We start from the raw sequence: 22,763 nt of genomic DNA on the forward strand, positions 1-22,763 counted from the left end.
ATGACTCCGCTTTGGGTGCTAACGTCCGATTTATGACAGCCAATCCTCGAGTTGGAAATCGTTTGCTGTTTCGCAATGTCCGCGTCTTCGACGGCACCTCCTCGTCCCTTGTTGCCGGGGACGTTCTGATCGACGGCACCACGATCGTCGCGGTGTCGGAGTCGCCTGTCGGGGACGATCCGAGTCGCGAGACCACTGTCGTGAACGGCGGGAATCGAGTCCTCATGCCCGGCATGAGCGATGCCCACGTTCACCTTGTCGGTAACGCGAATTCGTACGTCGACATGGTGACCGGTAGTGAAGCCCACATCGCACTCAACGGCCTAGCTGAAGCAAAGAACATGCTGCACCGCGGGTTCACCACGGTCCGGGACATGGCCGGCGAGACCAGCAGCATCAAATCGGTCATCGATCGAGGCCTGTTCGAGGGACCGCGCATCTACCCCTCCCAGGCCGCGATCTCCCAAACCAGCGGACACGGCGACTTCAGCTTCGTCTACGAATGCCCCACCGCTCTGGGCGGCAACCAGTCTCGCGCCGAGCAGATCGGTTTCATGCGCGTCGCAGACGGTCCCGAGCGCGTGCTCGCTGCGGTTCGCGAACAACTCAAAAAGGGCGCATCCCAGATCAAGATGATGGTCGGCGGGCGGCGCAGCGTCGATGTACGACCCCCTCTACACGGTTCAGTTCACCGATCCTGAACTTCGTGCGGCAGTGAACGCTGCCACCGACTACGGCACCTACGTCGCCACACACGTTTATAACGTCACCGGCATTCGCCGCGCCGTCGAGGCTGGCGTGAAGTCCATCGAGCACGGTCATCTCGCCGACGAGGCGACGATCGCTCTGATGGCCGAGAAGGACATCTGGCTTTCGATGCAGCCTTTCGCGCTGGGAGATCATCACTATCCAGATCCCGACCGCGCGGAAAAAGATCGCGAAATCTGCACCGGCACAGATGATGTGTACGGCTGGGCCCGCAAACACGGTGTCAAAACAGCGTGGGGCACGGACCTGTTGCTCGAGCCGCAACTCGCACCGCGGCAGAGCGAAATGGCGGCACGACTCGGCGATCACTACAGCAATGTCGACGCCCTTCGGATGCTCACCTCCGGGAATGCTGAACTCTTCCGCCTCGCCGGCGAACGCGACCCCTACCGACAGGCGCCACTCGGAGTAATCGCTGAGGGTGCCTGGGCGGATGTACTTCTCGTCGACGGCAATCCGCTCGAGGACCTGAGCCTGCTCGCAGATCCAAACAAGAGCCTGACTGTCATTGTCAAGAACGGCCAGGTCGTAAAAAACACTCTGTGACACATCTCGTCGCCATCTCTCGTCGAGGCGCGATATCAACGCGTGACGATCCCACTGCGGTCGGATTCCGCAACGGAACTGTCTCGCATAGGCGTAGGGATAGTGGCGCCGTGCAGCATTCAGGGCTGGAGGCCTCAGTTGGTTGAAACTAGTTTCGAGAGTTGGGAGACACCCACAGAACCCGCTGCGGGGACCTTGATCTCGGCCCGGGGCATCGAAGTGCATGGGCCCTGGGGGCACGTGTTCGGTCCACTCGATTTGGACATCAACGCCGGTGGTGTGACGGTTCTTGCCGGCCAAGCCGGAGCGGCGCGAACCGCCTTGCTGATGGCACTGTGCGGACGAATGCGATTGTCCGCTGGGACGTTAGCGGTACACGGCTACGACAATCCGAGCCGAATACTGGCCATCTCGGCGATCGCATGTCTGAACGAGCTCGACGAAGTCCGGCCCTCTGTCACCGTACGCGACATGGTGACCGAACAACTGCGATGGGATTCCCCGTGGTACAAATTCGTTCCCCGCGTGAGCGAGACAGAAGTCGCAGACATGTGTGCGAGAACATTTGGTGACGTCGACCTACCACCGCTCAATGCCTTCGTCGACGACCTCCCGGAGATCCAGCAAATGTTGTTGCGGATCGCCGTCGCGAACACCAAACGCCCACCGCTATTGGTGGTGGGCCGAGTCGACAAGCTCGCCGACGATCTCGAAAGAGCCGTTTTGCTGCAGCGGCTTGTCGCACTCGGTGAGCACCAGTCGGTGATCACCGCAGACGTCAACACACTTCCACCAGATACCGGCGTCAACGCAGTAGTGAACATGCACGGACTGCTCGGGGCCGGAGATATCGGCGTCATGACCGAAGGAAAGTAACTGATGCTCGCAGGTATATCTCTGGGCAGTGATGTCAAACGCTACTCCCGCGGCACCCTGCCACGAATCGCGATCGTCACCATCATCTTGTTACCGTTGCTCTACGGCGCCATGTACCTGTGGGCGTTCTGGAACCCGTTCGGCGAGGTGAACAAGATCCCCGCAGCGATTGTCAACAACGACTCGGGACGAACATCGACAGGCCAACAAGTCGGCGCCGGCGATCAAGTCGTCAAATCGCTCATCGCCTCCGGACAACTTGACTTGGCAGAGGTCTCGGATCAAGAAGCCCAAGCCGGACTCTCCAGCGGCAAGTACTATTTCACGATCACCTTGCCGGAGAACTTCAGCAACGCTGTCGAGTCCCCCAACGGCGACGACCCCGAGAAGGCCGATCTCACCTTCACCTTCAACGACGCCAATAACTATCTGGCCACCATCATCGGGCAGGACGCGTCCGAACAGGTCATCAACCAGGTCAACTCGTCAATCGGCGCCCAAGGCGTCGGCCAGGTCCTGACAGGTTTGCAGACCGCCGGTTCGGGCCTGAGCCAGGCTGCCGACGGAGCGAAGACCCTCGCAGCCGGTATCGACACAGCCAAAGGTGGGGCCGATCAACTCAGCTCCGGCGCAGGCGAACTCGCCACCAACATGGTCACCGCACGCGATGGTTCAGCGCAGCTCGCAGCCGGGGCCGGGCAACTCGCCACGGCGATCGACGGTGTCGCCGATCCATTGCTCAACGCCCTCGACTCCGGTAACGTGCCCAACCTCGGAGCCCAAGCGGCGCAGCTGCGGCAATCGCTGACTGCGCTAGGAGATCGCCTCCCACAACCGCCACAAGTTACGGTCTCCCCGGCAATCCAGCGGGTGCTTGACCTTCTCGGACCCAGCACCGACCCGCTCGCACAACAGGCCGTCGCAGCTCTCACACCTCTCGCTGTTGCACAGCCCCAAAGTGACACTGCCGCAATACAGGCAGAGATAGCGCGACTCAGCGATGATGCACGCGCGCTCGAATACCAGTTGACGGATCCATCCAGTCCCCTGCAATCCGGACTCGCTCTGCTGCAAAACGGCGGACTCGCCTCGGACGTGCGGCAACTACGCGACGGCGCCGACCAGCTCAGTTCCGGAGCCACGACTTTGAACTCCGGGCTCATCCAGTTGACCGACGGCAGCGACCAGCTCGCGAGCGGAGCCGATCAGTTAGCTTCGGGGATGGTGGAGCTGCAATCGGGCTCGGGCCAATTGGCAGAGGCACTCGCAAAGGGCGCTGGACAAGTTCCGAGTTGGACCGACGAGCAACGCACCGCTACCGCGGACACCCTGTCCACACCAGTCGCACTCAAGCAGGACTACACGAACGAGGCACCCACTTTCGGCACTGGATTCGCGCCGTTCTTCCTCTCCTTGGCTCTGTTCGTCGGCTGCATCATTACCTGGATGTTGTTGACCCCGTTACAATCCCGTGCAATTGTCAGTAATCTCGGCCTCTATCGAACGGTTCTGGCTTCGTACTGGCCGGCGCTGCTCATCGGCATCCTCCAAGTGATCACGATGTACGCCGTAGTACACATAGGAGTGGGCCTGGACGTCAAACACGTTCCCGGAACGATCCTGTTCCTGATGTTGGTCTCGGCGACCTACCTGGCGATGATCCAGATGTTCAATGCTCTCTTCGGAGTCGCAGTCGGCCGGGTGGTGACCTTGGCATTCCTGATGCTGCAGCTGGTCTCCGCCGGCGGAATCTATCCAGTGCCCACTACAGCTACACCCTTCCAATACATTCATCCCTTCGACCCGATGACCTACACCGTGAACGGACTGCGCCAACTCATCACCGCCGAACACGTCGATTCGCGACTCTGGACAGCAATCGCCGTCCTAACCGGCATTCTGCTCGTCTCGATAACTATCAGCGCACTCTCAGTTCGCCGCAACAGGCGTTACACCATGGAACGCCTGTACCCGTCAATCGAAGTGTAATTCACTGCAATACAACAACATTCGAGTCGATACTCGACTGTCCGACTGATCCGCAAGCGCTCGTTCGACTATTGGAGGAGAAAGATGTCAGATATTTTTGCAGCTCCCACCGAAACCCTCGCTCCTGCGTACACGGGACGGCTCGGTACCGATCCGATTCCGGCTCTCAGAATGCCCAAGGCCGAGTCGGATCCTGAAGCGGCGTACCGGTTTATCCACGACGAATTGATGCTCGATGGCAGTTCCCGACTGAATCTGGCGACCTTCGTCACTACCTGGATGGATCCTCAGGCTGACAAGCTGATGGCCGAGACATTCGACAAGAACATGATCGACAAGGACGAGTATCCCGCGACAGCGGAGATTGAAACTCGTTGCGTCAACATGGTTGCCGACCTCTTCCATGCAGAAGGGCTGACCTCTGACCCTGCGTCCGCGACGGGGGTTTCGACGGTCGGGTCCTCCGAAGCTGTCATGCTCGGCGGACTCGCACTCAAATGGCGCTGGCGCCAGCGCCGCGAACAAGAAGGTAAAGACACCACGAAGCCCAATCTCATCCTCGGCAGCAACGTCCAGGTCGTCTGGGAAAAGTTCTGTCGCTACTTCGACGTCGAACCGAAATACCTACCCATGGAGAAGGGCCGCTACGTCATCACTCCCGAACAGGTCCGTGACGCCGTCGACGAGAACACCATCGGCGTGGTCGCTATCCTGGGCACGACATTCACCGGCGAACTCGAACCCGTCGCCGAGATCGCCGAAGCCCTCGACGAGATCGCCGCAAACGGCGGTCCCGACGTCCCCCTCCACGTCGACGCTGCCAGTGGAGGTTTCGTCGTCCCGTTCCTGCACCCAGAACTGATGTGGGACTTCAAGGTTCCACGTGTGGTCTCGATCAACGTCAGTGGCCACAAGTACGGCATGACCTATCCTGGCATCGGTTTCGTTGTCTGGCGCTCGAAAGAACATCTGCCGGAAGATCTGGTGTTTCGAGTCAATTACCTCGGCGGCGACATGCCGACCTTCACCCTCAACTTCTCTCGATCAGGTAACCAGGTCGTCGGCCAGTACTACAACTTCATCCGCCTCGGCGTCGCCGGATACACCCAAATCATGGAATCGCTCCGTGACACCGCGCTAATGCTCTCCGCTGCAATCTCCAAGATCGACAACATGGCGATCATCACCGACGGCACCGCTATTCCAGTCTTGTCCTTCGAAGTCGTCGACGACCCAGGCTTCACTGTCTTCGACATCTCCCACGAACTCCGGGCACGCGGATTCCAAGTACCTGCCTACACCATGCCCGCCGACGCCGAAGATGTTGCCGTCTTGCGGATCGTGCTACGAGAAGGTTTCAGCCAAGATCTCGCGTACAAACTCGCCACCGCCATCAACGAAGTCGTCGAACAACTGCGCAAGAGCAACGCCGATCGACCCCAAAGGGCTGCGTTCGCCCACTGACCGCTGTTGCGGGGAATCCACGACACCGCTTCCCCACAACAGCGTCCACTCCAGTCCCAACTGCACTTCAGACCAGGAGTGAAAAATTTTCCCGATAGCCCGCATCTAGATTTCACCAAAGCGGGACCGTGCCTGAACTTCACCACTGCCAGATGGTGGAGCTCGGTCCTCTTTTCAATATGCGCTCTATCGCATCGAAAAGCAGGGACCGATCTTCGAGCAGTGGCGGTCTGGAGTCTCCGCTCTACACACCGTTCTCGATCAGAGACTGCGCTGTCTGCCCGTCCGCGTTGTCAGCGGAGACCATCGGAAGCAGCGCGATTACGGGTGCGGCCGTCGACTGGATGTTGAGCACAGCCACAAACACCGAAAACAATGACAGCACAGTCGTAGTGGTCGCCGCGACCACGCAACCGACGCCGGCCGTCAGAGATCGTCGCCACAGAGTCGCCGCGAGCAGGCACAGAACCGTGGTCAGCAGCACCGAGATGGCGAGTTGATCGCGTGCCACTCGAACCAGTAGTCCACCATCTCCGCCAAGCCTCGAGGATAAGTGCGGACCCCGCTACCCCAGTAGTCGACCAAGCCGCGACCGAGCAACTCACTCATGACGGATTAATCCTGGAACTGCGGATAGCGTCCGCGTAACAACGCGGCCGGGCCCAAAACGAACGCGGCCACCAATGCCGCTCCGGCACATGACAACGCAACGATCGACCAACGGCTTCGGTTGACGGATGTACTCATTGACGACTCCCTTCCGGGAGAGAGTCAATCAGCAGGTACTCGACTGCACATCCATCTGCAGTACCACATCTGACGAACGAGGTACCAGCTCAGGATTCGATACTCGATCGCCGGCCGCGCCGGACTCTGGCAATCATCGCGCACGGCCAGGATCACCCCTGCACCCGTGATGAAGTCGGATTCGGCAACTCCATATCTGCAGCGACCACGTTGTTGTGCACCGTTTTTGCCTCCATGTCCTCACTGGACGCAAATCGTGAGTCGCTCCCGTCGCGCCATCCATGCCGTCGCAGGAGGCGACCGTGATGCGATTAAGTAAGCGCGAAGAACAGATCATCGAACGGGCTGCCGAAGGCTATTCCGGAAAAGTAGTAGCACGCTTACTCGGAATTTCACCCAAAACCGTGAGTCCCACCTTCACGCGTAATCGATCGAACGGTCTGCAGGAATGCAGTTTTGAAGCGATCAGCGCTTATCGCGAACATCGAGTTGACCGCCACCGAGCGGGACACTGAAAGTGTCCCGACACTCGGAACTCGCCCGTCAATCGTTCCGTCACAGCCGCTTCCGACCATTTCTACCTACCACTGGGCCACAAAGTTCCGAGTCACAGCGTCGATTCGGATCGATTCGTCGGCCGACTACGATCTTAATCTCAACAGGGTCAGCTCATCACTACTGGTGAGATGATGCATGACCGTGGATGGGCAGTAAGACACTGAGGTTCTCGGTGAAGCACTAGAAGGTGATCTGGGATTTTCACTGCTGCGGCGAAACACTACGAGAGATCGGGCGGGTCCTCGGCCAAACGATCATGTGTTCTGTGAATCTTCCTGCTCAGGCAGCGACCTGTGCCGAGGGGACGGTTACGCGAACAGTACGCCGCAGCCACACCCGCATAACCCTCTTAGGGCGGGTGTGGCTGTGGCGCAACTACATTCCGGGTCGGGGAGTGACGGTGATGCCGGGCGTGGAATTGAACTTGAGCACCCCGGTCATCTTCGCTGTTCCGGCCCCTGCTGCCGGCCTGATGCGCTTCCCCCGTTGGAGGTAAAGTTCACCGTTCCGGTGTTGTTGGCGGTGACGGTATGTGTTGTGTTGCGTAGGGCACGGGGCCGGCAGTGCTGGCGGTGACGTCGATGACGCAGCTACCAGCGACTACGCGAGCTCCACCGTTGAGGATTTTGATACTTCCCATCGGTGATCCACTGTCGGCGTTGACGTTCAGAGCCCAGGGACCCGACGTGGTGATCGTTGCCGGCAGACCTTCGAGGTCACATCCGGGCAGTCCCACGCTCGCGATGTTGATGTTGATGCCGCCCGTTCCGGAATTCACGTTACCGGGCGCTGCAGGGGTGGTTCCGGTTCCGCTGACGCTGGTGCAGTACAAACTCGAGACCGCCAGTTGTCACGAAACTGAGCCCACTGCTGGTGGCCGTCACCGGAGTGGCTGTGGCGGGGCTGATCGTGGTGGACAGCATCCGACATGTCCGCGCATCACCCCGCCTCGCCGACCGAAGCCGATGAATGCACCCACCGAACGAGAGAAACCTCGGTGACCGATCGGCGGTATGGCAGCATTCGCCACATGACTAGCGAACGGATCGAAGTACAGCGCACCATCGGTGCCGACCCCGCATCGATCTTCGCGGTCCTCTGCGACCCTCAGGGGCACGTCGCCATCGACGGATCCGGAGTGCTGATGGGCGCAGATGGCGAACTCGTGACCGCGACCGGCGACGAATTCGTCGTCCACATGGATCGCGAAGCTCTGGGCGACCTACCCATGGGACAGTACGACGTCACAGTGACGATCAAAACCTTTGTTCCCCAACGCGGAATAGCATGGACCATCCTCGGAACTGTCCGGCCTCCGATCGGGGCACGTCTACGGATATCGGATCGAGCCGGCCGACGACGGCCACAGTTCCCTCGTGACCTCGTACTACGACTGGTCTGATATCGGTCCCACCTGGCGGCGAGCAGGAATCTTTCCCGTCATCGCCGAAGGATCTCTCAAAGCCACGCTCGGTATCCTTGCACGCACCGTAGCCAGAGGTTATCCGCGCTGACCCAGCCGAAAGCCCAGCGTCGGGGCCGTGATGCTCCTCTTCCGCGAGCGCGCAGCCACCACCGTGACAATCGCAGCACTGATCGCCGGTGCCGTCGCAACCTCATGGATCTATCTCAACGGAATCTTCTTCCCCACAACGTCTCCAGTGAGTGCAATGTCCTACGTTGCGCTCACAACCATCACGCCGGCCCTACCGCCTGTTATCTGATGGGGCGCCGAAGCCACGCTGACGCATCCCAGCCGCCACCTCACCTGAACTCGCGACAAGAGGCTGCCAAAGAGTGGTAGACGAACCTCCACTGCAGCCCAACACGCCCGGCTTCCCCGTCACGAGGCACGGGTCCATCAGTTCATAAAGACCACGCCGCTCGACCTAGACTAGAATTCCGAGAAATTCTCTGCGCGTTTACTTTTCGAGCACCAATCACGAATCGACTCGGCCCGCCAGCGACTCTACATCAGCCACCCGATATCCACACGACGAGCGCCTACGCGCTCAGGCCTACACGCCCCTGCAGGCATGAGCCCGCACGATCCACCACGCCCGCCCTCACCCCCGCGGGATCGCGTACCGCGGTAAATTTCCCGGTGCACTGTGCGGGCGCTGCTCGAACAAGCAGCAAGCCCTTCCCACCCGTCCGGCGCCATCACTGCCACCGTCCCGTAACGAAATCGCACACCGAATCGACAGCGCTGCAGTCGCACTGGGGTTCAACGCCGTCTGACCCGGCAGGGTTGATCGCTACAAAATTCTTCGACCTCCACGACAGATCTCAAATATCCGGAAGTTTCTTTTGCTCCGGAGACGACGCAGAACAACGGCAGCTTTCACGCAGGCGCCAGAAATCGGGCCCGATTCGCGCTACCGTTCTAGGCTATGGGGACCAGCTTCCACGGACCGAACCCGTGGCCACACATCACTTGCGCGATCCGCACGCGAGGCCCACGCTATGCCACTGTTCCCTATCTCGGACACCTTGCGCCCGAACTACTTCCACTTCGCAGTGGAGACCTTCTGATCGTCAATGCTTCTACCGCGGCGATCCGCGCCCACGCCACTTCACCTGCCGTTCTTGCGCATTACCTCAGCAAGGGCGTTCGCATCCTGTCGTCGTCAACACTGCACGCCAAGGTCATCGTGACGAACCAACGAGCTGTAATCGGCTCGCCGAATGCTTCCGAAAATTCCACATTCACCCATGAAGCGGTCGTCATTTCCGATGACCCCCAAGTGGTTGCCGACAGTCGCGCGTTCATCAACAATATCGACGAAACCACTGCTGTAGAACAAATATTCATCGACAACGCCGCGCGCGAATGGGCGATCGGGCGTGCCGTACCCATACCCGGCATCACTGGCCGAATGCAGAACCTCGACAACGACTTTCCCCTTACTCCGACCAACCGAGTTTTTATCAGGCAAGACAGCGATCACGAAAACAGTTCTTCCGTGCGCATCGCAGCTGTGAAACAGACTTCAACGAAGCATCTTTCGGTCAATCCGAGCGTGAGATACCGACTCGAAACACTCAGACTCGGAAAACCAAGCAGCATGGCACGTGGGGACGTCGTCATCCGCATCTCCACGGACAACGACTTGCTATTACCACCCGCTGTCGTGATATCCAACCAGGATCGAATACCAGATTCCCCCAGTCAATTTCAATGCTTTCTTCGCGTTCGCAACGACCTGCTACCGCTTCCTGTGGCAGACACCGAGAGGTATCTAGTCGATGTCGGGTACCCCAGCGCACAACTGCGGTCCAACCATTACGTTCGCTCGCTCAGTCTTCGGGCCGAACTGTTGGCGTTGTGGAACCTTTGAGTCCTGAGAAACGAATGTTGACGGAATGCGAAGCATTCCTTCGAGTGCGCGAACAGCGCACCGTCAATACGTCGATCCGAGCAATGTACTCACGGAAGTCGAACGACGCACGACTCTAATGTTCGAATCCGGTGAACGAAATCCTCTGCGCAACTGCGATAAAGAGCGTTCCGCGTGACAATATACGCGGATCGACCTCCTCCAACCGAAGTCCCGTCACGATTCGCAGGCGAACACGAAGGCACAAACCCTCCCCGCTGGAAACCTACGTTCGGCAGCTGACAGGTTAAGGTGCCTTTCCGGATCTTTCAGGTGCTCCTCTCGACACGTGCCCCGAGCCATCGAGCTCGCAGACGCACCATCGACTGTCCACAGACCCCCGTCTCCATCCATCTCCACGACACACGGCAGCAGCCTGCGGAAGCGCCGTGCAACACGCGGGTTACATAACCCCTCCCCGCGTTCAGTCGCACATGAACCTCCCCGGCGTCTGACAGCATGAGAGCCAAGCATCTCCATCCGCTCGCGAAGAATCCAACCCGATTCCGACGCTAGACCCATCATCGAACCGCCGACGCCAACGCACCCAAACTCCACCTTCAGCGAAGCCTCAGAGATGGTCCGTCAAGCCCCTCCCTGGTCGGGCCGGCGGCGGGCTGTCAGGCGGGCCGCCGCAAAATCCCTCAGAACTCCATGGCAACATCAACCACACGCGACACACCGAACAAGCGCGCCTACCCGTATCAGTTACAGATTGGTTCTAGTCTTTCCTCATGGCACAGCACAACAAGGGACCTCGCGGACACATCGCGACTCGTGCTCCCCTCAAGCAGCACAAGGTGTACGAGGATCGGGCCGCCGAACTCGGAATCCCTGCTGGGGATTACTCCGTGCTCATATTGGCCATCACCCACGGACTGGACATCCCGGACTACATCATCGACAAACTGCATCCGGACCAGCTGAGACTTCTCGAGGTCGAGGCAGCTGGATCACTGCGTCGCATCGAGCAACTTGCGGTCGGCGCATGAACTATACCTAGACAGCGAACAACCCCCAGGGCTTGGCGGCATCGGGGGCTGTCCGTTTATGCGGTTGTGAGAGCTTCCCAGCTCCCTGACCACCACTAACCCAGTGAAGGAAGAGGCGGTGACCACCATTACCTCGAAAGGAAGAGGCGGTGCTTACTCGATGATATCGCAGAAACGCAATTCCGCCATACTCGCGGACGTGTTCACGGTGTCATTTTTGGCACGTCCAGATCACATTTCAGTTTTCATGGCGACCGGATCACACTTCTGCGTGCCGAGTGTCCCATCCGAGCAAGCCAGCACCGTACCCATGGCGGTACCGATGTGCGGCCGCCGGATCGAACAGACCTCCCGAACAACCGCGGCCGTAACGCGCGTACAGCGGATCCGCAGACAGGGAGGCCGCCCCTAGCCGACAACGAACGAAGTGCCCCGATACCTAACTAAACAGCGCAGACCTCTTGAAAAGCACAAAGGCCCCCGAAGGGGGTGATTGGGAGCGGACCGCATCGCGGCGAAATAAGGACTGGCAGGTCCTTGACGTCGACTGAGAACTGGCAGGTTCTCCGACATCTGTTCTCGAACATTCTCGAGAGGTGAGCTTCGAAAGTTAGCGCTTTCTCTGCTCGTACTGCATCCCCTGGAAGGGACTTACCTATGGCAGGTACGTCTCAGGGTAGCGCATACCCTGAATACAGCCCAACTCATTCCATATCACCAACCTTCGGCGTGTCGCGCATCGACACCCAATCCACGGTCCCTCAATCGACAGAAGTCGACGAATGGCAAGCGGCAGTCGACAATGCTCTCTCACGTATCGCGCGCCTCGAATCCGCTACACGGCAACTCAACCAGTCCACTGACCAGCGAGGACGGTCTTGGTCCCTACCTGTCGAACCAACGGAACAAGCACGCGTTCCAGTGTGGACATCACGCAGGGAATGGCTCCGCCAATTCCGGCATCACACCACCAGCCCGGCCGGCAAGGCGCTGTGCGCGCGCCACCTGATCAAGCCCGACAAGGCTTACGCAGTGGCACAAGCTCACGCACATTTCGCCGAATCCCACACCGGCCGCGGGGTCTCCGCAGCGAAATCGACGATCGCTGCCCGCGCCAAAGTCAGCGAATCCTCTGTCAACCGCGCCAGGCGAGTGCTCATCGCTCTGGGAATGGGCATCGAACACGTCCGGGGACGGAACCTCAAAACCCTAGAATTTCTGGCTGCTGAAGCCCATCACGGGGGCCAACAGCAACGCGCAGCATCGACATGGTCACTGTCATCCCCTCGAACAATCGTGGCAACGACACCTCAGCGCAAACTCTCCAAGACGCGACCGTCTCGCGCCTCTGAAAGAGCAACCCGCCACAGGGCTCGCAACTCTCTGAGGCCCGACGTCAATCGCGTCGATCAGCCCCACAGCAGTCGACCAGGGCCGATAGGAACTGACACCCTATCTAGTGTTGGTTTTTTATCTTTCGAAGTTCTTCCGTTAGGAAGAACTCACCAACGCGCGCATGCGCGAGCCCAGCTCACAACAAAAAAACGAAGCGCTTCTCGGATCACACCCCGGCCTCTGGCACTTCAGAGGACTGCAGCCGAACTCGTCAACCATGCGCCGGCTCTCAGACCGCCCGGACATATCGGGGCGATCTGTGATCTTCTCCGCGATGTCAAGATCGATACGACGCGATGGACAGGACGTGACATTGCACAGACCCTTTCCCGAGACACAGCAGATCGGGGGTGGATCTGGCCAACAAGATCAAGTCTGAGCTCACCGTTGGCATATCTCAGACGCAGGCTCGATGGGATCGACTGGACCGGAGAATCACCCAGTGAACAGCGTAAATCGGCCGACCTGGCGCGAAAGAGGGAACAAGAATTACTTGAAAGCTCACATGTTCAGCGTACGAAAATGGCAGCGAACCCGGAGCACCGCGCCAAGATCCTAGCCAGCATTCGGGCACACCTGACATGCAAGCAGCAGCATTGAGGCTTTACTGGCCCCAATCCGGCCAAGCAATACGCGTCCGAAAAACACGCTTCACGATGATCGACAAGCGTTGCCAAGAAGTGTGGCGGTCCGTGGCACGGCACTCTGATCGCCACGGGGTCTAAATACTCATGGCGAGGTTGATCGAGACACAAAGATCCAGGAGGTCAACTTTTTGATCTAATACGTGGAGTTCACAGCCATTTTCGGAGAACTGACCCTGCTTGAACCAGACAATGGCGGGCTGACGGTTCGCTTCTCTGCGCTTGAAGAACGCGGCGTTGGTACGGGTTCAATATTCGAGAAGAGGTTCAACCGACTGCCGTTTCCTCCAATGCAGACGCGCCCGTAGGTATTCGAATCGTCTATCGGTCATATCTCTTCGAGACATGTACCTGACTGAGCATCTCTATTTGCGCAGGTAAACGGCCTTTTGTGCAGAAAAGCATGGTGCAATCACTGCGTGTGACGCATGCTTTGCGAGGCATCCTGGTCGCGCATGCCATACATGCAATGCGTGCGTTGCAAGGCATGCATTGCATGTATGGCATGCGCGCTGTTGCGTGAAACGGCGGGCCATCTTGCGTCGGTCCTGGCCGTCGACACGGCAGCACCGGCATCGGGCACGGGATACTGGTAGACGAGAAGCTGTCTCCATCCCCTCCCCCACTCGGTCGAGAAGTGCGTGTGTTTCGGCGTTGCGATTCATGCGTCGCTGTATTCGAAATGTACCCACCCACCAGAAAGTTCTGCTCGCAAAGCGGCGAAATCAAGCCTGACGAAACGGATGTTCCCTACCCCGTCGCCCCTCCTAATTTCGTCACTGTGACGTAAAGTTAATGTCTGCTCGGACTCGCTTCGGTCATTCGACCTCGGCCGAACTACGACTGATCCGGATCTCGACACGTCCCTTGCCCTTACACCTCAGGGTTCACACCGCGACCTACCTTTCGCGCAGAAATTTCGTTTCACCGCGGGCCCCGTTGTGTCCTGAGATGATTGCGCAATGTTTTTTCGTGAGTTAGATGACCACGCCGACTTGCAGTGAATCTGCTGTATCTCTCAATAGAATTGGGCCCCTCCCCCTCGATCAGTGCGGTTGTTCGGCCCATGCATGTCTCACTGCACGATCCGTGCGGTTCATGTGAGTGCTTCTGGCCTCGATGTTCGGACCCTGATGGAATGAAATATGTTCTGGCCTTCAGCGGGGTACAGGCTTCCATTGACATGCCCGCGGCGCGGACATCAGAAAGTTTCTGAATTGGCAGGCTGTCTTACCTGCCTCGCGAGTTTGGCCCGTTCCTTCCATCCTTGCAAGGGCGATGCATTGGCGGATGGCTGGGAAAGAACGCTCGCGACGGTTGAGCAATTTGTTCTGCGCGCACATCGGAGATTGCCGATTCCGATATATTCGCCTTTAGTTAGTTGGCTGCCCAATAGCGTCCCTTCGGCTTCCGCGAAAATCTGACGGAGACGGACTGTCGCACATTTCGATTCGGTGTCTGGAACGTCGCGCTATCTGGTAATCGTGGCAGCCAAGTTGCTTTCTGTCGCCGAGTTTTCGCAACAATGTGTGTCGCGCGCGGGTGATGTTTCGATACGTTCGATGCCAGTGAGTGCATTGACCTGCTATTCTGGGTGTTCACGCAATGCATGCACTGCGAACGTTGCATGCAGAATTGAAAGACGTCCAATGCACGCAAGGCGTGTTCGGCTAGCGCTGCATGGCATGCGTGCCTACTTCACATAACGCGTGGTGCATGCGTTGCGTGCGCTGCGTGGATAGCATGCAGAGCACCGCGTGCGTGCGGAGTTAGCATCGCGAGCGCTGCGTGCAAAGCGTGCCGTGCGTTGCATGTAATGGATGCTTGGAGTGCGAGGGATGCATCGTGTGCAAGGCGCGCAACACATGCTAGAAACGCATGGATAGCGTGGCAAGCACGACATGCACTGGTTGCAACGAACGCGTGGTGAGCATGGCGCGCAATGAACGCAAGGAGTGCAATTGATGCAACTGGTGCATGACACGCACAGGGTGCGTGGCTTGTATGTAACGCATGGCATGCGTGTTATGCTACGCGCGCACGTAATGCACGATGTGCGTGTTTCGCGAGCGGTGCAGACTTAGCATGCAATGCTTAGATTGCTCGTAACGCACAGTCTGCATGCATCCCACGTGCAGCGTGGATTGCGCACACAGCAAGCAATGCACATATTGCATGCAGCGCGTGGTTTACACGCAATGCACGCCTAGCAAGTGTCACCGCCCTCGATGAAAGGTCCGCAATGCAGCCACGCAAAATCGCACTCGGCAACCAGAAGGGTGGCGTAGGCAAGACGGCCTCCACTCTCGGGCTTGCCAGCGCCATCACCGCGGTCGGCGGAAAAGTACTTGTCGTCGACATGGACCAACAGGGCAATACGACCGGCGGCCTCGGCGTCACTCTCGAAGAGGGCATGATGACGGCCTACCACCTCATGAACCAGACCAGGGAAGGCATTGCAGCCGAGGCGATCATTGCCACCCCATGGGATGGCGTCGACCTCATTCCCGCAGACGAAGAGCTCGGCAAAATCGAGTCGGATGGGTCGAATGACCTGGTGTTTCGCCTAGACGTTGCGTTCGAAGGGCTCGACCTTTCTCCTTATGACGCTGTGCTTTTCGACTGCCCTCCCAATATGGGCAAGGTGCTGTTCGCGGTTCTTATTGCAGCAGATGGCGTTGTCGCGATCACTGAACCCACAATCGACAGTGTCGGTGGCGTTCAGAAGCTCGAAGAGACAATCGACACCGTTCGCAAACGGGCGAACCCGAAGCTGGAATTCGACAAGATCGTGATCAGTCGTAAACGATCCACCGGCGAACATGAGTTCAGAGAGAGTGAGCTACGGGAGACCTACGGCTCACTCGTCGCCAAGACATCGATCCCGGAACTCGCGGCCCGCCAGGACGCGCACTCGAATCGCACTCCGATTCACCAGTTCAAGGGTGGGAAAGCATTGACGCTGCAACTTGCCTACAGTGACTTGCTCGCTGAGTTGCCCATCGTGATCGGAGCCCCGGCATGAGCGTGAAGCGGGAACCTGCAATTCGTAAGACACATCCGGCTGAACTCATCCCGGAACGTCCGCCCAGGGGAGACGCGACCCCTGCGGCACCTGCAGCTACGCCACCATCGCCTTCAGCGGATCTCAGTGCCCGCAAAGATGAGGAGGAGAAGTTGTCGATGACCCACAACACGCGCATCAAACCTTCGACCAAGGATCGCCTCCGGCGTGGCGTCGACAAATTGCGGTACGAGACTGGCGATCGCGAAATCAGCGAGGCATCGATGACCGAGGCCGCGCTGGACGAATACTTGAAGGCCAGGGGACTATAAGAGGATCGCGTGCATGGCGTGCACTGCGTGCACGCATGATGAGTTGTCTTAATTCCTGATTGTGGAGTTCGGCCCTTGGGTGGGAACATCTTGTGCTTCGGCTGGAAGACCTAATTAGAGGTGCCTGGCACGACAACCGAGTAGGCATATGTGGGGAACATTCCAAGGACCTCGATATTGAGAACGGCTGTCGGGGGCGGGCGGGAGAAGAACCGACGGGGCGGGAAGTCCTTGCTGTGCGCGCGCTATGCCATGTCCCTCTCGTCTGCTGACGGTCCGTTCTGTAGAACTTAGAAGCCTTGGCAGCGCAAAGCCTGCAGCAAATTGCGTGAACAATCCGCTGCAGTCACGCAATTCTCACGCAAAATTGCAGACCACCCCACGTCCCTCTGAGATCAACAGGCACGCAGCTGGAACGACATCGCCGACGTGCTTTGAGTGCGACGCAAAAAGCATCAGTCGACTCTCGGATACGACCGCCAGAAATCGCTGTCAACCGTCACCACACGCAACGCCGACGAAACGCAAGGAGTTCCCACCAGAGAAAGTTTTCCGAAACCAGGAGGAGTCCCGCCGGCGGCAACCAGCGGGACTCCAGACCGAGAACACCCCTTGTAGGAAGGAAAACCCGATCATGGGTGATTTTAGTCTGCGCGCAGCGCGGATCCAGCTTGGAGCACTGATCGCCGCACTTCTCATCGCGATTTTCATCGCAACCGGGATCACCGCAGGCGCATTTGTCCTCTCCTTCGCAGTCCAACGGGACCTCGCGCGCCAAGGAACCATCCCCGAAAACCTCGCATGGATCTTTCCCGTCATCGTTGACAGTGCAATCTTCGGATCCACCGTCGCCATCGTCATTCTGAGCAAACTGAAGATGCATCGACGCGACAAGTACTTCTACGTTGCTGTTGCGGTGGTCGCGATCAGCATCCTCGGGAACGCCTACCATGCGTTCCACTCCGCAACAGTTGCGCAACAGGCCGTCGCGGCAGGTCAGAGTATCGGCTACACACCTCTCGACCCGGCCGTTGCTGCCATGATCGCGGTCATTCCGCCGGTGCTCGTACTCGCCTTCACGCACGGTCTGGGAATCCTGATCAAAGCAACGGGTATTGCATATTCCGACTACAAGATCGAGATCGACAATGCTGCCGCAGGTGTGGGTACGGTTGCTACGGAAAGCGTCGTCATGCGCAACGAAACAGCCGTAGGAGCCCAGCATTCTTTAGGCGTCGCAGAAACGCATGACGCGCAGGAAAGCGCTCCGCACCCGAGCCCCTCCGAACAAACGAGGTCCTCAGTGGACCCGGAACCGTCGAACGCAAAGACGGCGGAGCACGCCGAACTCGAATGGTTCATTGCCACATCGGACCTGCCCGACGCTGTCAAGGACACCGCACGACGCAAGCTTGCAGACCCGACTCTCACCTGGGAGCTGATCGCCCAGACGTCCAACCCTCCCGTTGCAACATCGACCTCGTGGCGCCGATACGAAAAGTTCGATACAGCGGCCCGAGCGGCTGGCTTCGACAACCCGCCGCTCATCGACATGCGAGCCTCCGATGTTCACTTCGCCGACCAACTCGTCACTACAACGTGAGCAGCGCCGCAACCCGCCAACGCCAAGGTTCCAGAGCGCCAGGAATTGCATCATCATGGAGGGGTTGACCACAGCAGAGTCCCCACAGACTGCAGGTAAGGAACCCGCATTGACCGACCCAGACGACCGACACCACGTGATCGTTCCGCCCGAACCGCGCCAGCGACCCCGACAACAGCGAGCGCACGAGACGAAGGCCAAGATCCTCAAGGCAGCTGCACGCTCATTCTCGATCGATGGGTACGCCGCTACCTCCATGAACGACATCGTTGCGGAGGCTGCCTCCACGAAAGGAGCCGTGTACTTCCACTTCGACTCCAAGGAAACGATCGCGCGAGAACTCATCAACGACTGGTTGACCGCGCTCGGCGGAATCCGACAATCAACCGACGAATCAGCAAGACCAGCGATCGAGAAGTTGGCTGCATTCTTCAACGGTTCAGCGGCGCTTATAACCGACGATGCTCTGGCCCGAGCCGGCCTCAGGCTCACCACAGAAGCAGGTCTCGATACTGCCCCACCCGCGTTCCGTGAGTGGGTGGAACTCGTCAGCCGACTCGTCGATACTGCGATCGCAGACGGACAGCTTCCCGCCTCTGCCGCCGAGCGCCTGGCCGCGAATCTGTGCGCGGGATTTATCGGCGCAGTTCAAGTCATACAGGTACTTGGCGACTCTGGAGATTTCACTTCACGCATCGACGACTTAGTGAACGCGTATTTGATTTCAGATGCGTAGTCCGCGCGCTGGCGAGGTCGTGAGCAGGGGAGAGGAACCGGACTCAATCCTCGCGGTGACGTCGCCAACCGTGTGCACGGTGTACTGCTCATTCCTCGACGGTAGCGAGGCAGTCGCGTCGTCGAGAGGAGTGACAAAGTGCCTGACATCGAGAGCCGAATCCCCGAAGTGCTTTGTCCCATGGCGAATATTTTAGCGATCCGAGCCGTACCGACGTGGAGACGTAACCATCGATGGGACCGTCACTGAGACTGAAGAACACCAGATAGAGATCGACCGATGAAGACAGCGGAAACCGTGTGCGTGGCAAGATGTGCCGCGTCGGGGTCGCTGAGTACTTCATTGGCCCTTGCCTCCCGTTGAAATGATCGGTTCCAGAACTCGCAAGCGATGGTGGTACCAAAACGAATCCCACTTCGGTACCATCAGCATATGAGCACGCAGATCGCGGTACGACTACCGGACGAGATCGTGGAATTTCTCGACGACGAAGTCAGGGAACATCGCGCCGCCTCGCGAGCCTCACTAGTGTTGCGCGCTCTCGAACGGGAGCGTCGCCGTCAGATAGCCGCACGAGACGCGGAGATCCTCTCGGCCGCAACATCCGAACATGATTTGAGCCCCCTCGCTCACCACGCCGTGAATCGACAGCCAACAGGCTCGACCTGATGCGACCAATTCACGAAGCCAAGCTAGACACAGTTCGGCCGGTCCTCGTACTCACCCGAGAGATGGTCCGTCCACACCTCGGGACCGTCACAGTAGCGCCCATCACCGGCGAGATCCGAGGACTGTCCACTGAGGTGTCCGTCAGCGTCGCTAACGGACTATCCACCGACGCGGTGGTCAGTTGCGACCACATCACCACCATTCCCGTCAGTGCACTCGGCAACATCATCGGTTATCTTCTTCCAGCGCAAGAGGAATCACTGTCCATAGCCGTGCGCGCCGCCTTCGATCTCGAATGATGACGACAGTGAACGGAAAGGATGAAACATGGCGCTGAAGAAAGGGGAGCAGTTCACGCTATTCGAGCTCGAGCCACCAGAATCCGCTACTCGTTCGGACGAAGTTCCCGAACCCGATCAGCCTTCTCTGTTCGACGTTGACGACACCGCTTGTCTCGAAACGGATTCCGGGGTTGCGGAGCACCCCTGGACCGACGACATCGTCGCCCCTCCGGATGAGCGCTCCAATGAAATGGAAACGGAACCCACCCAGGCGTCAGAACTCGACGCAACCGAACCGGCCGCCCTTCCTCCCGCCAGCGAGGCGGCAGACGGTCACGCCGTCATTGTCACGGCAGCTGGGACCTACGCACCATCTGGCCACACGCTCACCGGCCCAGTCGATTCCATCGAAAAACTCGACAAACTCATCAGATGGGCAACGCTCACCCCGCTGGGCGCGCCGGCACAGATCTGGATAGTCGGAATCGAAGCCTGCGAAATGCTCGGATGGATCATCGACCCAGGCAGCGAAGACGACGTCGACGACATGGAAATCCTCCGCACCCGCGCGGCCGAAGAACTCACCGCGATCCTCCATGCCACGCTGACCCCAATGCTGACCGCAGGATGGGAACTCCGCGGAGAACCCGGCCACGTCGTTCACCTCTCCCGCACCACCGGGAACTTCACATCCATGGTCGACATTTTCATCGAACCCTACGTGTGGACCTACTGGAACAAAGACTTCGGATGGGGCAATCGCGTGGGGGACATGGGGATCCTCGGATCACCCACCGCCGGAACCTACCTCCCCGACGACGACCTCCCCGCTGCGCAGGAACTGGGACGCCGACTCGCCTGGTGCGCACAACACCTCGGCGTGCTACCCGGCCCCACCCCAGCACGCACCGGCGCCGCCATCGTCGACAAGATCAAACGCGACCGCACCCGCAGCGGTAAAGGAATCGTCGTCACTGTCGGTGGACCGGTCCCACCGCTGGACGGCGAACCCCGCGGAGATCTCGAACCTGCAGTCGGATGGACCCGCATCCCGGACCTCGAAGAACTCTCCGACGCAACACAACTGGTATCGATAGACCAACGAGCTGCGTACCTCGCTTCCGCTGGCATGCTCGAATTCGGCTACGGAAAACCTCGACATCTTCGCGGCGAGAACGCGCTCGACGCTGCGCGGCAATCGAAAACCCCGTTCGGGCTCTGGCGTGTAACCCTCCCGCCGGGTGACATGCTGGCGCTCCCACCCGCTCTACCGTTGCCTCACCCACACATGCTCGCCGACCAACCTGTGCAGACCTGGATCACCACCGTCAGCCTCGACGCACTGCAAACCTCCATCGCCGATGGCGGAATCGGCGCAGAACTCGACGACCTCGACATCGCAGAAGCATGGGTCTACCCCGAACAGGGTCGAGCCCTCGACAAGTGGGCGAAAATCTTGAGAGAAGCCCGCAAAGTTGCCGTCGACACAGGCGACACAGCAATGAAACGGTTCATCGGCGCCTGCTACAAGGGTTACATCGGCCGAATGGTCAACCCCGACATGTGGACCGCCAAACAAATGCAACACCACCACCAACCGCTCTGGCGAGCCGCGATCATCGCACACTGCCGCTGGCGAGGCCGCCGCGTCGCGATGCGCATCGCACGCGAAACCGGGCGTTGGCCACTGCGCACCGTCACCGACTCCTGGGTCTACCCCCTGCCCCCGGGCATCGACATCGCAGACGAGAGTGACGCACTCGGGAAAATGACTCTGGAAAAGAGCGCCCCGCTCACCGAAAACATAACCGTCATGCTGACCGACGCACGCGACACCCACGAGATCAACCTCGCACTCAAAGCTGCGTTCACCGACGAAGATGAAGGAAACATATAGTGGCCCTGCATCTTCCGAAACCGCGATCAACCAAACCCGCACAGAAGACCGTCGGCTTAGACGGACTCAACGTATCCGTCTCGACAGCAGCGACCAGCGGTATCGAAAAATCTAAATCGGTCAAAAGTGGGGGATTGGCCGGACTCACCAGCAAAGTCTCCGTACGCCAGCTCCGTACCGAAATCGGCAAAGAAGGCCTACGGCAAGCAGCTGTCGACGCCGGAAGAAAGCCACCCTCTGACCGAACACTGCGCCGCTGGGCGCAGCAAGGACGAATCCCACACCCCGACGTCACCGAACGTGCACAACGGCGAGCCGCCATCGAACGCCTCGGCGGAATCGACGCTGTCGCAAAGAAAATCGGCCGTTCACGATCAGCGGTCGCTCGCTACCGTTCCGGCGAAACGAACGAACTGCGCGCTGACGCGAAAAAGAAACTCAAAAACGTCAAAGCCCGAGACATCATGGACCGCGCCGGCGTCCTACGACCCGACGGGCAACCCAAAAAGGCCACCATCCGAGTCCGCGGGGGAGTGTCCGTCCGCAACGGTTCCGAAGAAGGTTACGACTATCGAGTGCGTACCCTCGACTTCGCGAACTCCGACAGCCCCTTCAGTCTCGACGAAACACGAGAACTCGCCATGGCTTTGGCCAACGACGATCATGCCCGGGTGGTTGCCATCCTCGAACGTCACGCCACGATGGACTACCCTGAAAACAAGGGATTCGACCAGTACGGCGACACTTTCGGATTTCACTTCGATTCCATCGAATCCGTCCACATCGACTGGACATAGAACTGCCTGCCCTGCCCCTCGACGCACCGGGCAGGACCAGGCATCGCATTCGCAGACCCTCGTGCGAAACACCGGTAGCGATCTC

At 59.0% G+C, this 22,763-nt stretch carries 19 protein-coding genes and 2 pseudogenes; 17 read left to right on the forward strand and 4 right to left on the reverse strand.

What is annotated here, in order from left to right; all coding sequences use genetic code 11:
• Positions 1-32: 32 nt before the first annotated feature.
• The 4 genes and pseudogenes from G4D79_RS30005 to G4D79_RS30020 all read left to right on the forward strand — a co-directional run bounded on the left by G4D79_RS30005 (position 33) and on the right by G4D79_RS30020 (position 5,643).
• Positions 33-1,314: pseudogene (locus G4D79_RS30005) on the forward strand (amidohydrolase family protein).
• A 138-nt stretch (positions 1,315-1,452) separates the two neighbouring features.
• A complete protein-coding gene (locus G4D79_RS30010) occupies positions 1,453-2,190 on the forward strand; it encodes an ATP-binding cassette domain-containing protein (protein WP_250888054.1) in 738 nt (245 codons plus the stop codon).
• Positions 2,191-2,193: 3 nt separating this feature from the next.
• Complete coding sequence (locus G4D79_RS30015) at positions 2,194-4,179, forward strand: YhgE/Pip domain-containing protein (RefSeq protein ID WP_214514748.1); 1,986 nt, start codon at positions 2,194-2,196, stop codon at positions 4,177-4,179.
• Between the two features lie 84 nt (positions 4,180-4,263).
• Positions 4,264-5,643, forward strand: a complete 1,380-nt coding sequence (locus tag G4D79_RS30020; RefSeq protein ID WP_214514749.1) for a glutamate decarboxylase — start codon at positions 4,264-4,266, stop codon at positions 5,641-5,643.
• A gap of 244 nt (positions 5,644-5,887) precedes the next feature.
• Here the strand turns inward: G4D79_RS30020 and G4D79_RS30025 are convergent, their stop codons facing one another.
• Positions 5,888-6,154 (reverse strand): hypothetical protein, encoded by a 267-nt coding sequence (locus G4D79_RS30025; RefSeq protein WP_214514750.1) that lies wholly within the window; start codon positions 6,152-6,154, stop codon positions 5,888-5,890.
• 104 nt (positions 6,155-6,258) lie between these two features.
• On the reverse strand, positions 6,259-6,390 hold the full coding sequence (locus G4D79_RS35110; RefSeq protein WP_284731211.1) for a hypothetical protein: 132 nt from the start codon (positions 6,388-6,390) through the stop codon (positions 6,259-6,261).
• A 305-nt stretch (positions 6,391-6,695) separates the two neighbouring features.
• Here G4D79_RS35110 and G4D79_RS35475 point away from each other — a divergent pair, with 305 nt between their 5' ends.
• Positions 6,696-6,905, forward strand: coding sequence for a LuxR C-terminal-related transcriptional regulator (locus G4D79_RS35475; RefSeq protein WP_374223454.1), 210 nt, complete (start codon positions 6,696-6,698; stop codon positions 6,903-6,905).
• Between the two features lie 542 nt (positions 6,906-7,447).
• Here G4D79_RS35475 and G4D79_RS30035 read toward each other — a convergent pair.
• Positions 7,448-7,726, reverse strand: coding sequence for a hypothetical protein (locus tag G4D79_RS30035; RefSeq protein ID WP_214514752.1), 279 nt, complete (start codon positions 7,724-7,726; stop codon positions 7,448-7,450).
• A gap of 252 nt (positions 7,727-7,978) precedes the next feature.
• Between G4D79_RS30035 and G4D79_RS30040 the strand changes: the two are divergent.
• The 4 genes and pseudogenes from G4D79_RS30040 (at position 7,979) to G4D79_RS30055 (ending at position 11,320) form a co-directional block, all read left to right on the forward strand.
• A pseudogene (locus G4D79_RS30040) lies at positions 7,979-8,462 on the forward strand (polyketide cyclase).
• Between the two features lie 27 nt (positions 8,463-8,489).
• Positions 8,490-8,672, forward strand: a complete 183-nt coding sequence (locus G4D79_RS30045; protein WP_152440002.1) for a hypothetical protein — start codon at positions 8,490-8,492, stop codon at positions 8,670-8,672.
• Between the two features lie 669 nt (positions 8,673-9,341).
• Positions 9,342-10,289 (forward strand): phospholipase D family protein, encoded by a 948-nt coding sequence (locus tag G4D79_RS34765; protein ID WP_250888055.1) that lies wholly within the window; start codon positions 9,342-9,344, stop codon positions 10,287-10,289.
• 773 nt (positions 10,290-11,062) lie between these two features.
• Positions 11,063-11,320 carry a hypothetical protein gene (locus G4D79_RS30055; protein ID WP_007733695.1) on the forward strand — a complete coding sequence of 86 codons (258 nt, stop codon included), beginning with the start codon at positions 11,063-11,065 and terminating at the stop codon, positions 11,318-11,320.
• A 1,043-nt stretch (positions 11,321-12,363) separates the two neighbouring features.
• On the opposite strand, the gene G4D79_RS35115 is transcribed toward G4D79_RS30055, so the two are convergent.
• Positions 12,364-12,498: a hypothetical protein gene (locus G4D79_RS35115; protein WP_256670376.1), complete on the reverse strand. Its 135-nt coding sequence runs from the start codon at positions 12,496-12,498 to the stop codon at positions 12,364-12,366.
• A gap of 3,103 nt (positions 12,499-15,601) precedes the next feature.
• Here G4D79_RS35115 and G4D79_RS30060 point away from each other — a divergent pair.
• The 8 genes from G4D79_RS30060 to G4D79_RS30095 all read left to right on the forward strand — a co-directional run bounded on the left by G4D79_RS30060 (position 15,602) and on the right by G4D79_RS30095 (position 22,678).
• Positions 15,602-16,384 carry a ParA family protein gene (locus tag G4D79_RS30060; protein WP_007733691.1) on the forward strand — a complete coding sequence of 261 codons (783 nt, stop codon included), beginning with the start codon at positions 15,602-15,604 and terminating at the stop codon, positions 16,382-16,384.
• A 158-nt stretch (positions 16,385-16,542) separates the two neighbouring features.
• Positions 16,543-16,695 carry a hypothetical protein gene (locus G4D79_RS34770; RefSeq protein WP_007733689.1) on the forward strand — a complete coding sequence of 51 codons (153 nt, stop codon included), beginning with the start codon at positions 16,543-16,545 and terminating at the stop codon, positions 16,693-16,695.
• A 634-nt stretch (positions 16,696-17,329) separates the two neighbouring features.
• Entirely contained in the window at positions 17,330-18,298 is a 969-nt protein-coding gene (locus tag G4D79_RS30070; RefSeq protein ID WP_214514754.1) for a DUF2637 domain-containing protein, read from the forward strand.
• A gap of 109 nt (positions 18,299-18,407) precedes the next feature.
• The gene (locus G4D79_RS30075) at positions 18,408-19,034 is read left to right on the forward strand and encodes a TetR/AcrR family transcriptional regulator (RefSeq protein ID WP_248671245.1); all 627 of its coding nucleotides are present in this window, start codon (positions 18,408-18,410) and stop codon (positions 19,032-19,034) included.
• 432 nt (positions 19,035-19,466) lie between these two features.
• A complete protein-coding gene (locus G4D79_RS30080) occupies positions 19,467-19,703 on the forward strand; it encodes a YlcI/YnfO family protein (RefSeq protein ID WP_007733686.1) in 237 nt (78 codons plus the stop codon).
• Complete coding sequence (locus G4D79_RS30085; RefSeq protein ID WP_214514755.1) at positions 19,703-20,002, forward strand: type II toxin-antitoxin system PemK/MazF family toxin; 300 nt, start codon at positions 19,703-19,705, stop codon at positions 20,000-20,002. Before G4D79_RS30080 ends, G4D79_RS30085 begins: the two co-directional genes overlap by 1 nt.
• Positions 20,003-20,030: 28 nt before the next feature.
• Positions 20,031-21,881, forward strand: coding sequence for a hypothetical protein (locus G4D79_RS30090; protein WP_214514756.1), 1,851 nt, complete (start codon positions 20,031-20,033; stop codon positions 21,879-21,881).
• Entirely contained in the window at positions 21,881-22,678 is a 798-nt protein-coding gene (locus tag G4D79_RS30095; protein ID WP_214514757.1) for a hypothetical protein, read from the forward strand. Before G4D79_RS30090 ends, G4D79_RS30095 begins: the two co-directional genes overlap by 1 nt.
• The last annotated feature ends 85 nt before the right edge of the window (positions 22,679-22,763 follow it).

The sequence above is a fragment of the Rhodococcus sp. WY5 genome (assembly GCF_018588185.1).
GTDB classification, from domain to species: Bacteria; Actinomycetota; Actinomycetes; order Mycobacteriales; family Mycobacteriaceae; genus Rhodococcus_F; species Rhodococcus_F qingshengii.

Coding starts and splice junctions, on each gene's coding strand:
- G4D79_RS30015 (WP_214514748.1), top strand. CDS start 2,194: ATGCTCGCAGGTATATCTCTGGGCAGTGATGTCAAACGCTACTCCCGC.
- G4D79_RS30020 (WP_214514749.1), top strand. CDS start 4,264: ATGTCAGATATTTTTGCAGCTCCCACCGAAACCCTCGCTCCTGCGTAC.
- G4D79_RS35110 (WP_284731211.1), bottom strand. CDS start 6,390: ATGAGTACATCCGTCAACCGAAGCCGTTGGTCGATCGTTGCGTTGTCA.
- G4D79_RS35475 (WP_374223454.1), top strand. CDS start 6,696: ATGCGATTAAGTAAGCGCGAAGAACAGATCATCGAACGGGCTGCCGAA.
- G4D79_RS34765 (WP_250888055.1), top strand. CDS start 9,342: ATGGGGACCAGCTTCCACGGACCGAACCCGTGGCCACACATCACTTGC.
- G4D79_RS30055 (WP_007733695.1), top strand. CDS start 11,063: ATGGCACAGCACAACAAGGGACCTCGCGGACACATCGCGACTCGTGCT.
- G4D79_RS35115 (WP_256670376.1), bottom strand. CDS start 12,498: ATGCCCATTCCCAGAGCGATGAGCACTCGCCTGGCGCGGTTGACAGAG.
- G4D79_RS30060 (WP_007733691.1), top strand. CDS start 15,602: ATGCAGCCACGCAAAATCGCACTCGGCAACCAGAAGGGTGGCGTAGGC.
- G4D79_RS34770 (WP_007733689.1), top strand. CDS start 16,543: ATGACCCACAACACGCGCATCAAACCTTCGACCAAGGATCGCCTCCGG.
- G4D79_RS30070 (WP_214514754.1), top strand. CDS start 17,330: ATGGGTGATTTTAGTCTGCGCGCAGCGCGGATCCAGCTTGGAGCACTG.
- G4D79_RS30080 (WP_007733686.1), top strand. CDS start 19,467: ATGAGCACGCAGATCGCGGTACGACTACCGGACGAGATCGTGGAATTT.
- G4D79_RS30085 (WP_214514755.1), top strand. CDS start 19,703: ATGCGACCAATTCACGAAGCCAAGCTAGACACAGTTCGGCCGGTCCTC.
- G4D79_RS30090 (WP_214514756.1), top strand. CDS start 20,031: ATGGCGCTGAAGAAAGGGGAGCAGTTCACGCTATTCGAGCTCGAGCCA.